Annotated in this window: 12 protein-coding genes; 7 read left to right on the forward strand and 5 right to left on the reverse strand. The window is 59.6% G+C overall.

Features of this window, described 5'->3' with window-relative positions; genetic code table 11:
* Positions 1-41 precede the first annotated feature (41 nt).
* Positions 42-968, reverse strand: coding sequence for a hypothetical protein (locus KJQ96_RS11605; RefSeq protein WP_213286743.1), 927 nt, complete (start codon positions 966-968; stop codon positions 42-44).
* Between the two features lie 303 nt (positions 969-1,271).
* Between KJQ96_RS11605 and KJQ96_RS11610 the strand changes: the two genes are divergently transcribed.
* The gene (locus KJQ96_RS11610; protein ID WP_213286744.1) at positions 1,272-4,808 is read left to right on the forward strand and encodes a hypothetical protein; all 3,537 of its coding nucleotides are present in this window, start codon (positions 1,272-1,274) and stop codon (positions 4,806-4,808) included.
* A gap of 102 nt (positions 4,809-4,910) precedes the next feature.
* Here KJQ96_RS11610 and KJQ96_RS11615 read toward each other — a convergent pair whose 3' ends face one another.
* Entirely contained in the window at positions 4,911-5,570 is a 660-nt protein-coding gene (locus tag KJQ96_RS11615; RefSeq protein WP_213286745.1) for a hypothetical protein, read from the reverse strand.
* A gap of 968 nt (positions 5,571-6,538) precedes the next feature.
* Here KJQ96_RS11615 and KJQ96_RS11620 point away from each other — a divergent pair.
* Complete coding sequence (locus tag KJQ96_RS11620) at positions 6,539-6,880, forward strand: hypothetical protein (protein ID WP_213286746.1); 342 nt, start codon at positions 6,539-6,541, stop codon at positions 6,878-6,880.
* A gap of 555 nt (positions 6,881-7,435) precedes the next feature.
* Here the strand turns inward: KJQ96_RS11620 and KJQ96_RS11625 are convergent.
* Together KJQ96_RS11625 and KJQ96_RS11630 are read right to left on the reverse strand one after the other, a co-directional pair.
* Positions 7,436-8,146 carry a hypothetical protein gene (locus KJQ96_RS11625; RefSeq protein WP_213286747.1) on the reverse strand — a complete coding sequence of 237 codons (711 nt, stop codon included), beginning with the start codon at positions 8,144-8,146 and terminating at the stop codon, positions 7,436-7,438.
* A 1,538-nt stretch (positions 8,147-9,684) separates the two neighbouring features.
* Positions 9,685-9,927 (reverse strand): hypothetical protein, encoded by a 243-nt coding sequence (locus KJQ96_RS11630; protein WP_213286748.1) that lies wholly within the window; start codon positions 9,925-9,927, stop codon positions 9,685-9,687.
* 172 nt (positions 9,928-10,099) lie between these two features.
* Between KJQ96_RS11630 and KJQ96_RS11635 the strand changes: the two genes are divergently transcribed.
* On the forward strand, positions 10,100-10,258 hold the full coding sequence (locus tag KJQ96_RS11635) for a hypothetical protein (RefSeq protein WP_213286749.1): 159 nt from the start codon (positions 10,100-10,102) through the stop codon (positions 10,256-10,258).
* On the opposite strand, the gene KJQ96_RS11640 is transcribed toward KJQ96_RS11635, so the two are convergent.
* A complete protein-coding gene (locus KJQ96_RS11640; protein WP_213286750.1) occupies positions 10,255-10,446 on the reverse strand; it encodes a hypothetical protein in 192 nt (63 codons plus the stop codon). The two genes, KJQ96_RS11635 and KJQ96_RS11640, sit on opposite strands and share 4 nt — an antisense overlap.
* Here KJQ96_RS11640 and KJQ96_RS11645 point away from each other — a divergent pair.
* The 4 genes from KJQ96_RS11645 to lptB all read left to right on the forward strand — a co-directional run bounded on the left by KJQ96_RS11645 (position 10,445) and on the right by lptB (position 13,948).
* Positions 10,445-11,059: a ribonuclease D gene (locus KJQ96_RS11645; RefSeq protein WP_213286751.1), complete on the forward strand. Its 615-nt coding sequence runs from the start codon at positions 10,445-10,447 to the stop codon at positions 11,057-11,059. The two genes, KJQ96_RS11640 and KJQ96_RS11645, sit on opposite strands and share 2 nt — an antisense overlap.
* A gap of 273 nt (positions 11,060-11,332) precedes the next feature.
* The gene (gene lptC, locus KJQ96_RS11650) at positions 11,333-12,064 is read left to right on the forward strand and encodes an LPS export ABC transporter periplasmic protein LptC (protein WP_309142402.1); all 732 of its coding nucleotides are present in this window, start codon (positions 11,333-11,335) and stop codon (positions 12,062-12,064) included.
* Positions 12,061-12,744: an LptA/OstA family protein gene (locus tag KJQ96_RS11655; RefSeq protein ID WP_213286752.1), complete on the forward strand. Its 684-nt coding sequence runs from the start codon at positions 12,061-12,063 to the stop codon at positions 12,742-12,744. Before lptC ends, KJQ96_RS11655 begins: the two co-directional genes overlap by 4 nt.
* A 196-nt stretch (positions 12,745-12,940) precedes the next feature.
* Positions 12,941-13,948 carry an LPS export ABC transporter ATP-binding protein gene (gene lptB / locus KJQ96_RS11660; RefSeq protein ID WP_213286753.1) on the forward strand — a complete coding sequence of 336 codons (1,008 nt, stop codon included), beginning with the start codon at positions 12,941-12,943 and terminating at the stop codon, positions 13,946-13,948.
* Positions 13,949-14,131: the final 183 nt, after the last annotated feature.

Consider the following 14,131-nt stretch of genomic DNA (forward strand, 5'->3'; position numbering starts at 1 on the left):
GTAGACCTCGATACCGTCATTCCTGCCCCCTCGAACGCGCTCTAGCCGGAGCGACCTTCCACCCGAGTGTCCTCAGGCCCGATCACGACCAGTGACTTTGCCCGACCCTCGACCGGCAGGTCGTACAGCCACTCATCAGGCGAACCCGAGACTCTGCTGCTCTCGCGCAACGGCTGCAGGGCCGCGTCGTCGAACCCCCACTGCACCGGAGGCGGCCGGCTGGAGAATGAAAGCCGGACCTTGGCGGGCTGCGGGTGGCCGAGGCTGAACACGCAGCGGACTTGCCCCCTGAGGCCCCGTCGCGACTTATTGACCTCGGCGTTCAGCTTGTTTCCGGTGATCAGCAGCCGGTCGAGGACGCCATTCGCACTGAAAGCGACTGTCCAGGTCCGCAGCCAGGCTTCCGTCGCATCGACCGTCGCCTCAGGCGCCGAGATCAACTCCTCGAACGAGGCCGGGTCGGAAGCCCGCAGCGCGTGCCGAGCGAGCGCAGCAAAGGATGTCAGCCGGTGAAAAGCGCTTGGCGCATCGATAGTCGCGAGATCGGGCTGCATCGTCTGATCGAAGGAAACCAGGACCGGCGCAGCCGCGACGTGGTCCACCGGATTGACGATGCGGCTCGGCTCGAGCAACCGGCGGCGCCACGATTGCGCCGCCTCCATCAGGGCTGCCAGCTCAGCCTCGACCCTGTCCACGGCGGCGAGGCAGGCGAGCCCGGCGGTTACAGTCCAGCCCCCTGTACCGACTGCAGCGATCTTGTATCCCGCCGCCTCGGCCGCATCATCGATTTGACCTTCCCGCACAATCGCGATCGCCTTCGCCGACTTGCTGGCCGGGTGGTCGATCGCATCGAAGTGGAACGTCCGGCCAACCTGGTCAACAATCCAGACGCCGGTGCCCTTGAGGTGCCCCTCGCCGCTGACCGTAAGGGTTGCGGCCAGGGCGCCCGCCGGGCGGAAAACGCCCAATGAACCGTGCCCATGAGCAAGCCGCTCGGCATACCGTCGCGTCAGCTCGAACGCCTGATTTAAGTCCTCGGCGCGAAGTAACTGTCCATTTCTGAAGAGGGGAATGTCTGCCGCTTGCGCGGCGGGTGATGCAGTTTTCTTAGTTTTTGATGCCGTCCTTGGTCCTGCCGCCATCGTAAACTCCCCACAGCCCAACCATAATCAATACCCCTTACCTTGACCAGAGACGCGGGCGTAGTGTGACAAAAATCTGCCGAAGCCCACGGCTTAGACTGACGAGATGGTCGCAAGCTCGGAATTGCCATGCCTGGGATTGCCGTATCGGGTGCAAGAATTCTGGTCACTCCAACAAATGGTTGGTCCTGGGGGCCCAGCTGGTTGCTGGAACCAGGCAAGATCGACGTCAACGGCACGGCCGATCGATACAAAGTTGCCGGCCGGCCTGCGGCGTTCGAGAGCGATTTGCTGGAGGCTCTCGAACGCGAGCTGAAAGGGCGCGGTTACATTACGCCTGACTTTCCCATCGAGGGCAAGGTTGGACAGGTTTCGGCGATCGTCACGGGCGAAGCGACGGCCGGCAACACGGTCGGGAAAAGAAAGCTCGGCATGCTGGGGACGAAAGGCAGACTCAAGGCGGTCGCCAGTCCCAGCGCGAGCAACCCCGTGGGCCAACACGGCGGGATGTTGGAGGCCACCTGGGAGGTGGTCGACGCCGGGCAAACTATAGCCTTCGACAGCGAAACAAGGCCGGCCGCCGCTGGCTGCGGCGGAGAGCGCGAGCCCGCCAGTGCCGGCGACGGATTAGAGGAGCCGACGAGGGGCGAGAGCTTCACCGTCGCCGTTCGTTTCGAGCTAGATGATGCGGTCAACTACCAGATGCTGCGCCGTGCCTTCCCACGCGGCATCCAGATTGACCTCGCGTTTGCGCAGATGCGTGGTAGCACGCCCGTGGTTAGTCGGAAGACGGTTTTCTACAACCTCGGAGCGCTGCAGCCGCCCATGGCCGATCCGCCCGCCGAACAACAACCGGCCGTGGGCTGGGATGCGCAGCGCATCGAGATCCCCCTTGGGGAGCTGAGCTGGGAGACGGCGACCGAGTTCGTCGCGGCCGGAGCCAATGCTGTCGGGCTGCCGACCCATGTCCAGTGCAAGCAGATCGGCCTGCCGTTCCTCGCGTTCTCTCCCAATGGCGCGGAATTTCACGATGTGCAGCGTCACCGGGGGGGACGGCCGCGTTGGCGCGACACATACGGCAAGATCTTGAGCGCAGGGGGGAGGTCCGGTGCTCCATGGAGATTGACCGCTGCGCTCAACGGCCAGCCCAATAATGACAAGGCACTTTCCGAGTGGGCCGTTATCTACGTGCCGCAACGGGTCGAACTCGTCAGGGGCGCCGAAGTCACGTTGACCATGGCGCTGAGCTTTCCACGCCTATTCGCGATCGTCGATCGCACCGAGCAACTGGAGCGCGAGCTCGATCGTCTCGAAATAAGCGTGGCCAGGCGAGCTGAGCGAGTGAAGCTTGCCGCCCTAATCGATGGTTTGGACCAGACCATGGGGACCATTTTCAGCAAGGCGGCGGCGGTCAGGGATCCCGTTCTGGGTCGCTTCGTGATAGTCGAGGAGGACTACGACGCCGAAGGGAGGTCGGCGCCGCCAATCTTTCTCAATACCACCGAGATGCTGCTCCAATTGCATGAGTTCGACCTCATCGAGCGTCTCGTACCGATCATGGCTAATGCGACCGCGTTGCGCGAGCTACTTCCGGCGAGTTTCGAGAACGGGTTTTGTCAGGCAGCGGACGAGGAATACTGGCGGATGAAGCAGGGGAGATCGCATGGCGTGCTGCGCCCCGATCTCGAATGGTTGGCGCAGGCGGCAAAGGACGAGACGCCACTTCCGGATGGCATGCTCGCTGCGGTCGCGCACTGGATGGTGAGATCTTTCACGCATCGCAACGATACGTCACCGTTACGCGCGATAAGCGCCGCCATTCGCGCTTTCGAGGCTCTGCACTCGCTGAAGGCGTCACTGCGCTTCGAGAGCCAACGCTTCAAGCGCGAATTCCCCCGGGCAGACGAGGAGCAATCGGCTTGGAAGGATTGGCTGCAGGGCATTTCCGTGTCGCTGCAGGCCTCGCTCGGTTCGAGCGCCCGCCGCAGTTTCCTGGTCGACGACCTCAGGGCTTTTGCGTTCGTGACGCCCTTGTCCCTGTCGTCAGGGATCAAGGCGGTGGCCGGGACGACGACGACCGTCCTGAACGTCAAAGGAGCAATGAAGTCAATCGCCGACATCTTCCACCGCCGTGGCATTTGGCTAGGCAAGCTCGACGAGCTGGACATGAGCTGGCTGAAGAGCTTTGAAGGCAATGTCTTCGCGGTTCGCGAGGGGCGTCTCGTCGGCGTCCCATATCTGGGTCGGCTTCGGTCCGATCTCAGTGACAGCCTGCGGGAGGGGCGACTTCGCGGCGCGCTCGAAAAGAAAAAGCCCAACGACTTGTTCTCCGACATCGACGTGATCTTCCTACCCATAAAGATTGCAGCCCTGTCGGTCGAGCTATCGGAGGCGAAGTTCTCGCTGGAGAATGAGGGCGAGCGCGAGAAAACTACCAAAGTCATCGGCGGACTCGTCTCGATGATCTCAGATATTTCAGCCTCGCCAAAGGACATGGTCACTGTAGCCACCGCCGCAGGGGCGAGCAGCGGTCGCGCAAAGGAGGCTCTCGGCCGCTTCCTTGCGCTCCTGAAATCGGCGCAGAAGATCGGCGACCCGATTCACAAGGTTGCCGGGCCGATGGGGCGGGTCTTTTCGATCTGGTCGACGCTGCTGGCAGTCGAGCGGCAGACGCAAAGCGGCGAACGAGTCGATGCGGCCATTGGCTTAGTCGGAGCGGCGATCGGCGTCGTGGAGCTTGTCGCTCTTCTGTCGGGAGTTACTCTCGGGATCGTCTTCATCTCTGCCAGCGTATCGTTCACGGTTCTGTCGCTCCTCGCCGGCTCAGTCGTATTCAATCCTACCCAAGCCGAGATCGCTCTCCGGAAGGCGATTGGGACCAGCGAGTTTGGCAAGCAGGGTCTGGCGGAACGCCTGCGAAGTGGGCGTCTCCAAAGACCACTGCAATCCTCAACCGACGTGTGGTCCGATGACCTGAAGCGCTCATGGGGACGAGCCTATCTGGAGCTGAAGGAGACGGAAACGTCGTCCTTCATCCGACAGCTCGAGAGTGCCGTGCTCAGTGCCATCTGGAAATTGGAAGCCGATCACTATGCCATCGACGGTTCGGTGGTAGGCAGGCTCAGTGTGCGTCCCCGGCTCGCCATGAGTAGGATCTATCGCGCCGCTTACCTGTTCCCGGCCGATGCGAAAACTCGGGTCGAACTCGAATTGACCGTTCTGCCGAAGGCGGACGGCAAGTTACCCTTCGAGACTTGGCTCAACACCGCAGCCGCGATCAACACGAGCGCCAATGGAGGTGTGAAGCTGGTTGCCCGCGTCGCCAGCGGAACTCCTCATCGCCTGCGCCGGATCACGCCTTACCTTGACAAAGAGACCGGCAACCCGCGGTTCACCATAAGCTTAGCGCCGGAGGCCGATGGCGAGGGGGAGTGCAGCGTGGCGGCAGCCGCAGATTTCGATCTAAGCAACGGTGAGGTCTCGATCGTGATCGGTACCCACGTCGGTGAGGCGATCATGAGTTCTGATTCGCGAAGTGAGGTCGGGAAACGAGTGCCTGTTCGGATCAACGCCTTAGAGATAGTCGGCGGAATTTTCATCCAAGTGACGTCTGATATACCGGCAGCGATCCTGACATGGGAGAAGGTTGAGGCACCCAAGCAATAGGGCGCACGAACAAGGTTGCCGGTGCAATGATTGATCCCCATAGTCGCAGTCACCGCCGCTTCCATTTGATATTCTCAAAGTGACTATTTTCGGCGCTTCCGATCACTTTGGTGCGAACGGCGATTGATAGCTGTTCTCTGCTGCCCATTTCAGAAAAGCGCCTGACTCCCGGTCGACGTTCGCGTGTCTCACGCGAAACTTGGTCCTTACATAGTTAGCATTTTCGGTTGATAGTTCTCCGATGATTTCATACGTGAGCTGTTCGAACGCCGCGATAACTGGCTTCTCGAAGTTGTAAGCATTGTACAATCTTTCATCGTAGATCTTCCACAATTCGCCCATGTACCTAGGGTACTGGTAGGAACGCTCTCCTTCGGCCGATCTTTTCCAATAATCTTTTACAAATGGCCTAGTGAGACCCGCGTCTAGATCGGTTAGATAGCGCGGTAAAAAAAACCGTTGGTAGACTCCTTTGACAAAATACTCGTTTCGACTCGAGGCACAAACGGTGGTGAACGCTGCAAAGAATTTCGCCGGGTCTTCGACCTCACCCAGAAGCTTGTGAAAAATTAGATCAATGAGGTAAGGATCTCTTTCAGCGATCCGATCACACAGGTTCTCGAATTCTTGAGCGAGTTGATAGAAAAAATTGTCGTCAGAAAGATAGGGTGAACTCTTGACGTTCTGCAAATCATCTTGAAATGCGGCAAGGATGTCGGAATCAATACTTCTGACTGACAGTGGAAAAATCTTTGTAACCATTGAGCCCTTTCTTAGCATCTACCGTCTCCGATTGTGTCCTCGATGGCCGAAAGAGTAGTGTCGTCGCGAATCTCTGGGCGCGCGGCTCGAGATCACACGGCTCAAGCGCGAAGTGGCGAAGCTTAAGGCCGATCGGGACATCCTAGCACTACTTTGGCAAGATTTATGAAGCGGGCCCAACTGACTCTTGACCAGCCGGCTGTTGGTTCGAGCCCTGCATCGCATTGAATTCACTTCATATTTACCGACGGCCGCCAGACCCGGCTGCGACAGTTAGGTTTGCAGTTGGGAGAAACTGATGCCAGAACGTTCTCAGTCCGCATTGCGCTGACCCCTTTCGAGCTTCCGAATTGCGCTCTCAGCCGAGTGCCAGATCGCGCGCCAGATAGTGCAAGAATGGCTCCGTCACCGGTGCGATCCGCGTGACCGCGGTGCCGCGCTCGCGCCAAGTTGCGGGGGTCGAGGGCGATAACGTAATAGAGCAACGCTGAGAACGACGCCGTTCAATTGGTTGAAATCGCGCTCGAGCTGTCGCAAAGTTGATTGCCGGTTTCTGCAGCGACCTACTTGACGCTCAGTGTGGTTTCTTCCAGCCAGCCGCGCTCCGTGCTAGGATTCCTGCTTGAGCGCAGTGCGCGCGCAATTCTGCACGCGCCAACGAGCAGAAATTCCCAGATGGCGGGCGCTATCCATTTTTGGAGCAATTGCGGGCTCAGACCACGATGGCTTCAGATTCCGAACCTACCGTCGTGGCGGACCCAATTTGACGTTTGAACCAAGCCAGATGTGAGAAGACAACGGAGTACCTGCATGCGCTGGAGCCGCTCCCTTGACCGCCTTCGGCGACAATGCGGAACGTTGTGCCCCGTTGCGTTGGAGCCGTCCAATTTGGACCGAGTCGAGATTGGTAGGTGCAGACTACTGCGAAGGCGCGCAAAATTCCCCAGCATCAGTTCTGGAGGGCTGCGATGGAATATGTTGTCGTCATAGTCGTGATCTTCATTCTGATTGCATGGCTGACTAAATCTCGCGAGGAAAAATCACCTGCACAGAAAGGTATAGGGGCCTCAGAGCAACCCAATCAAAGCGGCGGCTTGCAGAAACGGAACGATGACATCGTATCGATTGTTGAACCTTTGGGAGACGAGGCCTCAATTCGACGGAGCTTTCGATCGGTGTTCGCAATGCTAACCGCTGATCGTCAAGCCGCTCTGATAAATTTCTACCGACAACAGCGTGGCGTTGACGAGTTAGAGGCCATGCAGATCGCAATTTTAGATCGCCAAAACGATGAAGATCGATTTAAGTAGTTAAATTTTGAAACCGGCCGATTTGGCTTGGTTAACGCTGCGGCTTGCAGGCCGTAGCCTGCGCGCACCCGATCGCGTTGGCGATGGTCTATCCGAGGGGCGCATCGGCGCAATGCTGTCGTCCCACGGGACGAACGGCAAGCTGATCTCCAACCCGTACTAGCAGTCATCGTGCTACGGCGTGTCTATCCGGAGACGCTTGGCGTTTCGCGCCTAAAGTTACGGACAATCGGTACTCGCGCTCAACAAGTACGCGCAAATGACGCACACCTCCCAACACTATTCGGCACAAGTTGATCCGCAGGCCTGGCTGGCTGATGTCCTAGCCCGCATCGCTGACCGTTGCGCTCGTCGGCAGGTCAAGTTGCTTCACCGGCTGCCGTAGGAGCGCGTATGCGTTGTTTTCAGGCCGTCCTTGAGGGATCGCCTTCGGTAGGCCCAAGGCAACAGGGTCTCTGCTTCTCTAGTTGTTGGTTGGTGTGCCAAGGCTGGATGTCATCGCATGCATCCAAGATGGCGAAGCCGTGTGGAGGTCGCCGTTAACGCGCTCATTCTTTAGCTCCTGGCGTTCCAGTCTATCAGGATCGTTGCTCTTGCGTCATGGTCCGCGGGCCTTCCTCTGCGCTCCCACTCTGCCAAGATGTGTCGAGGAGTATGGGTCCGCACATAACGCGAGACCGTCCAGGGAATATCCGGGTTGTAGAACTCGAACCAAGTCGTGAATAGACGAGTCTCAAGACTACGCTGCAGGAAATTGCCGGCTATGCGGTCGAATGCTTCTCCGTATTCATCCTCGTTGCGTCGGTTAAGCTCATCGATAATTTCTCCCAGGCAAAGCTGAAGGTGACGGGTAAGCAGCAAACCCTGGAAGATGGCGTCGCGAATTTCGTGCGCGCTCATGGTAGAAGACAGGAGAGCCCGGAACGTACCGATTTCCTGGCCCATGTTGCGAGCGACCGGCAGTCCCTCCCTGATCAGCCGCACCAGTTCTTCCGTCAGGCGCTCATCACTTGCGCGAACGCAGCATGCCGTTGACTCGATGGCTCCCCAGTAGCCCCGTTCATCGATGGCACGAGGGTTGCTAGACAGTTCTCCTAGGAATGAGAGAGCGCTCGCGGCCCGGTCACGAGCGTTAGGGCTCGTCGACATGCCAAAGCACAGGTCGCGCAATTGATCGCACACGTCCGCAACGTCGGTTTCTCCACGAGAATGAGATGCGCGAAGAGCGGTGAGCTTGCGTCCAAATTCGTCCAGACTCGACGACATCTGATTGCCATCCCATAGATGGCGGCATCGTACCAGATCGGGCCAAGTCTGCCTATGCTGTTCCCAAGCACCGCCCGTCGCGCGTTTTAGTGATTACAGCTTATGGCGCGGCACTGCCCTAGGCAGAAGCGATACTCACGCCGAGCAAGATTCTGCACATTCGTTTGCATCAGGAATCCCTTAACAGCTTCGAACGTATGGGCTCCCCCCACTTCGTGCGATCAGTCCCCGGATCATTGCGACGCCTGGCAGCCACTCATCCCGCGCAAATCGGCCGGGCAACTTGAGTCAGTCGCCGCATTCTACAATCCCGAAGGTTGGTATCTCGAAGAATCCGCCCCGCACACCTAGAGACCTTGCGTAAGCTTCCGCATTCTTTGGGTCATTCACTTCACGGTTTCCAGCAGAATTGATCGTGCGTTAAGTTCACAAGTCCACAGGCTTCGTTCCACTTCGGCACTCGCGCTCGAGTCGAAGTGGCGCATAGCAGGATCGCTGCGGTGGACGCCGTTCATACAAACGGCTTCGGATCATTGTCTAGCGCTGTGCGTTCTACTGTTGCGCTGTCTGCTACATTGCCGCTCTCTGAGGACACGCTGGCACTTGCTCATCGCAAGATGTCGGCAGGCCCGATGCCCCAATGCGGGTTGCTTCGGGCTCCTTGCTACCGCAAGCTGCTGCGCAGAAGGCAACAAGCTTGCATATCGAGAGCTACCGAGACGCCGCCACATATTCCGGGCTTGGTTTCAAAAAATACCGGACCCGTCCTGTTCCAGGAAAGATTTTTGCTACTTGGCAAGGCCAGACCCCGAACGATCTTCGTGGAAGTGAACACCGTTATCGCGGATGAGCAACAGACCCATTCAAACATGAGTGTGCCGACGAAAGGGCTGCGTACGTGCGCCCCGTATTGAGTTAGTGACGCTCAGCCGAGAAGCCGTCTTTAGACGGCTTTGAACGGAAATCGTTACTACGGGGTTCAAGTTGAGGGAGCGAAATACGGCGTTGGCTTCGGATCTGCCCTCGCCATATCCTACACTGCCGATCTCTCGATACTTTCGGCAATCATCCACGGCATCTTGGGCTGGATGTATGTGATTTACGACGCACTGTTTCGGTCATGTTCACCTCACCATCAACACCTCGTAACCCTGATGCAGATCGCCGATCGACTGAGCGGTCATTTGGCAGGCCGACGAGAGGCGGCTAGTTGCGCGGGTCCGGCCGAAGCCAAGTAGAAGGTCTCCTTCCAAGGGTTAGGAACCGACACACGATGGCTCGCATGCATGGGGCGAACGAACTCGCCAACTTCAACAAGGGCGATCGTGCATCATCCTATTGGTGGACGTCGGCACATTTGCTTGGTACAAAGGGCCAATTCGGTGTGGTTCTAAGCTTTTGATTTTGCTTCAATTTGCGGTGTTGGAGGACAATCCTTTCCTGGGCACCATTGCCCTTGCCCGAGCGAGTTGAGATGCCGGCTGGCGCCAGACCCCGGGGCGATGGATGCTCACCTGCAGTGGCGATATGTTGCTGACCTATGCCGTCGGATCCGGATCGGATGCCGTCGTGTGTCCGTCCGGACCACGACTGAACACGCCGTAATTGCTCGACTTCGCCCCGTCGCCATCGGCTGCCTGCGCCGTCAGCCCAAGTTTCAGGAGTTCGCGAACGGCCGCTGCCCGCGTCGGCATGCGGTGTTTGAAGCGGAAATCGTCAATTGCGGTCAGTTCATCCGGCGAAAGCATGACCTGCAATCGTTCATCGCGGATATCGGACATCGCTGCGACCCAAACTGAGCTGATTGAGTAATCCACTCAATGCGCGTGACCGGCGCAGGTTCCAGCAATGGAGATTCAGGAGCTAAGTTAGCTAATTACACCAGTAAAAACAATGTGTTACAGGTTGATTTAGCGTCTGCGCCGGCGCATAATTTGGTCTTGGAGAATGGCCATGACCGAGAACGTCAAGCTGCCGCGCAAGCTGTCCGAAGAGCGGGAACCGCCACCGCCGCGCCGGCCGAGCCATGCGGACGTCATTGAAAATCTCGACCGTTGGGCCAACAGTCCGGAGCTTCAGCCGCCGAAATCACCCGACGAGAAGACGGGCTAATCCGCCCTGACCTCCGGCAGCGGGCATACGTCGCCATGCACGAAGCGGGCGATGGCCTGAGTGGCGGACAAAATCACGGCGAACTCCGCAATTCCCGCCGTATAAGCCATGCCCAGCCGCTCGCCTCCGGCGGTTTCGGGCGCTAGTGTTTCCGTCGAATCGACTGAAGACACGAGGCTTCCCTTCATGACAATCCGCCTGCATCGTGGCGACCTGCCCGATCTGTCCCGTTACAAGGATTCGGTGGCGATCGATACCGAGACCATGGGGCTCAATCCGCATCGTGACCGGCTCTGCGTGGTGCAGATGTCGAGCGGAGATGGCAGCGCTGATGTCATCCAGATCCCGAAAGGCCACACCGACGCGCCGAACCTGAAGGCGCTGCTCGCCAATCCCGCCATCACGAAGATCTTTCACTTCGCCCGCTTCGATGTCGCCGTGCTCTACAACACCTTCGGCGTGATGCCGCAGCCGGTCTATTGCACCAAGATCGCCTCGCGGCTGAGCCGCACCTATACCGACCGCCACGGCCTGAAGGACCTGGTGCGCGAGCTGCTCAACATCGATCTATCGAAGCAACAGCAGTCGAGCGACTGGGGATCAGAGAGTCTGAGCGAGGCGCAGCTCGCCTATGCCGCGTCCGACGTGCTGCATCTGCATGGCCTTCGCGAGCGGCTCGATGCCATGCTGGCGCGCGAGGGGCGCACAGCGATGGCGCAGGCCTGTTTTGACTTCCTGCCGACCCGGGCAAAACTCGATCTCGGCGGCTGGGAGGCCGAGGACATCTTCGCGCATTCGTGATGCGTGCCCCGGATGCTGCGCAGCGCCATAAGCGCGTTTACGCGCGTCTTCGAAGCACTATGGTGATGCGCTGCTGAGCCGGGCCTGTCTCCGCACGTCGGGCGCTGGATCCCGGCTCTGCGGAGCAGCGCGAAGAACGCTGCACCGCGTCCGGGACACGGTCAAATAATCCGCTTCCGCCCCGTTTCGGTCACACTCATCGCGAGTGTCCGGGCTGCATAATCCCGCGATTGCGGGTAGGATGGCGCTCTCTTGGGCGTCTTTGGAGCCGCGGTGAACTCGTTACAGAACCCAGCCTTTGCCACCGGAATGGAGGCCCGCTTCGCTGCGGCCGCCCGTCACAGCCGGATGGTGCGGGTGCTGCGGGTCGCGGTTCCGGCAGCCGTGCTGCTGGCCATGGCCGGGATCGTCGCGATCTCGGTCTTTAATCCGTTCCGCATCACGGGGCTCTCGAAGCTGCCGGTCGACATGGGCAATCTCGTCGTGTCAGGCACCAAGATCACCATGGAAACGCCGCACCTTGCCGGCTTCTCCACCGACCAGCGCCCATACGATTTGTGGGCCAAGGCAGCGATCCAGGATCTGACCAACCCCGATCACGTCGAACTCCAGACGCTGCGGGCCAAGGTCATGATGGAGGACAAGAGCACCGTGACGATGGATGCCCGCACGGGATTTTTCGACAGCAAGCAGCAGATGCTCGACCTGCGAAAGGACATCTTCCTGCAATCCTCCACCGGCTACGAGGCGAAGCTGTCGCAGGCCTATGTCGACATCAACAAGGGCACGGTGACGTCGGACGAGCATGTCGACGTCAAATTGCTGAACGGGACGCTGACCGCCGATCGGCTCAGGATCATCAACAGCGGCGAGATCGTGCGCTTCGAAGGCAATGTCGTGATGAACCTGATCATGGAAAGCCCTCCGGCACCTGAGCCTGAGCCCGAGCCGCAGCCAGCGCCGAAGACGCGGTCCATCAGCGGCAAGTCCGCCAACACGAAATGATATCTATGATGCAGTTGTTCTCGCGCAGGTTTGCGGCCGTAGCACTTGTGCTCGCGTTGACCGCCTCCGATGGCGCCTTCGCGCAGGGCGCCATGTCGGGCGTGCCGAATGCGATGCAGGGCTTTTCGCAAAATCGCGATCAGCCGATTCAAATCGAGGCGGCGTCGCTCGAGATGCGCGACAAGAAAAAAGAGGCGACCTTTTCCGGAAACGTGAAGGTCGTGCAGGGCGACACCACCATGACCTCGAAGTCGCTGGTGGTGTTTTACGACTCCGGTCCGGCATCGGACGCGCCGCCCGCCGCACCCAAGGGATCGAAATCCGCGTCGATGCAGTCCGCGAGCCCCGGGCCTGGCGGCAGCTCGTCTATCCGCCGGCTCGAAGCCAAGGGCTCCGTCGTGGTCACGCAGAAGGACCAGGTTGTGACCGGCGAGACTGCGATTTTCGACACGCGGGCCAACCTCATCACCATGGTGGGCGGGGTCGTGCTGACCCAGTGCAAGAACGTGCTCAAGGGTGACCGCCTCAAGGTCGACATGACGACCGGCGTGTCGCGCGTCGAATCCGACAGCGGCAAGGTGCAGGGCATGTTCATCCAGGGAGAGAATTGCGGGGCGGGATCGGGCGGGTCGAAGCCTGCTCCGGTTCAGATACCCTCGCTGATCCCTGGTAAAAAATAAGCCAGATCAGCGTCTTAAAGATTATTTGGGCCTGTCACGGTTGAAGCTGGTAGCGCGAGCCTGTATTTACACAGGGTAGGGCGCACGGCGGGGTGTTTCGCTGGGCAGGGACATCCATTCATTCATGGTTCGCTAGCGAAGCGATTCGCCGGCGGGCGCGTCGCGGAATCACCGTGAAAGGCTTAAGCGAAGCGGGATGGTGGATTTACTCGGCATGTTCCGTCGACGCCCCGCGAAACGCGGCCCTGTAGGCTTTGCGCGTTCGCGCGAGGACATCACGGCGCTCGGCGATTCCTTCGGCGACATGCTGGCAAGCCCGGTGCGCGATGCGCCGCCAATGGCCCGTTCGGCTTCGCTGCCCGGGCTGCAATTGCCGCAGCCTGAGCCCCACGTCGAACCCCGCGAGGAGAGAGCGCGTTCACGGGCACAGGCGCCCCGCGCCAAGGCCAATGGCGGCGAAGCGCCACGCCTCGTCAAGCGGCCCGGCTTTCTCGCTGTGCACAGCGTGGAAAAGAGTTTTGGCACGCGGCAAGTGGTGCGCGGCGTCAGCATCTATGTTCGCCGCGGCGAGGCGGTCGGCTTGCTCGGCCCGAACGGCGCCGGCAAGACCACCGTGTTCTACATGATCACCGGCCTGATCAAGGCGGATCGCGGCGCCATCGAACTCGATGGTCACGACGTAACGCAACTGCCGATGTATCAGCGCGCGCGGCTCGGCATCGGTTATCTGCCGCAGGAAGCCTCGATCTTTCGCGGCCTCACCGTCGAACAGAATATTCGCGCCGTGCTTGAGGTCGTTGAGCCCAATCGCAAGAAGCGGGAGGCCGAACTCAATTCGCTGCTCGACGAATTCAACATCACGCGCTTGCGCAAATCGCCATCGATCGCGCTCTCCGGCGGCGAGCGCCGCCGCGTCGAAATTGCGCGCGCGCTGGCGACGCGTCCGAACTACATGCTGCTGGACGAGCCCTTTGCCGGCATCGATCCGATCGCGGTCGGCGACATTCAGGACCTGGTCCGCCACCTCACCAACCGCGGCATCGGCGTCCTGATCACCGACCACAATGTGCGCGAAACGCTCGGCCTCACCGACCGCGCCTATATTGTCTATGCCGGACAGATACTGACCGAGGGCAGTCCGGAAGAGATCGTCAACGATCCGGATGTACGCCGTCTTTACCTTGGCGAGGAATTTCGACTATAGCGCGCGACCCGCCAAAATATCGGCGGTGCGGTCATAAGGTATTGCACTCAATCAGGATTTTCTGGCGCGTCCGGGAGCGGCTCGCCTTCCGACGGTCGCTGATCGCGCCATAGCCCAATTTTCGCATTCGTCAAGCCGTGTACAAGGGCGTTGGACTAATATAAGCAAGAATCGGACCAACTT

The sequence above is a fragment of the Bradyrhizobium sp. sGM-13 genome, assembly GCF_018398875.1.
Taxonomy (GTDB): domain Bacteria; phylum Pseudomonadota; class Alphaproteobacteria; order Rhizobiales; family Xanthobacteraceae; genus Bradyrhizobium.

Excerpts from the sequence above, each read along its gene's own strand:
- KJQ96_RS11640 (WP_213286750.1), bottom strand. The coding sequence starts at position 10,446 with ATGAAGGGAAGCCTCGTGTCTTCAGTCGATTCGACGGAAACACTAGCG.
- KJQ96_RS11625 (WP_213286747.1), bottom strand. The coding sequence starts at position 8,146 with ATGTCGTCGAGTCTGGACGAATTTGGACGCAAGCTCACCGCTCTTCGC.
- KJQ96_RS11645 (WP_213286751.1), top strand. The coding sequence starts at position 10,445 with ATGACAATCCGCCTGCATCGTGGCGACCTGCCCGATCTGTCCCGTTAC.
- KJQ96_RS11620 (WP_213286746.1), top strand. The coding sequence starts at position 6,539 with ATGGAATATGTTGTCGTCATAGTCGTGATCTTCATTCTGATTGCATGG.
- KJQ96_RS11630 (WP_213286748.1), bottom strand. The coding sequence starts at position 9,927 with ATGTCCGATATCCGCGATGAACGATTGCAGGTCATGCTTTCGCCGGAT.
- lptB (WP_213286753.1), top strand. The coding sequence starts at position 12,941 with ATGGTGGATTTACTCGGCATGTTCCGTCGACGCCCCGCGAAACGCGGC.
- KJQ96_RS11655 (WP_213286752.1), top strand. The coding sequence starts at position 12,061 with ATGATATCTATGATGCAGTTGTTCTCGCGCAGGTTTGCGGCCGTAGCA.
- KJQ96_RS11610 (WP_213286744.1), top strand. The coding sequence starts at position 1,272 with ATGCCTGGGATTGCCGTATCGGGTGCAAGAATTCTGGTCACTCCAACA.
- KJQ96_RS11635 (WP_213286749.1), top strand. The coding sequence starts at position 10,100 with ATGACCGAGAACGTCAAGCTGCCGCGCAAGCTGTCCGAAGAGCGGGAA.
- KJQ96_RS11615 (WP_213286745.1), bottom strand. The coding sequence starts at position 5,570 with ATGGTTACAAAGATTTTTCCACTGTCAGTCAGAAGTATTGATTCCGAC.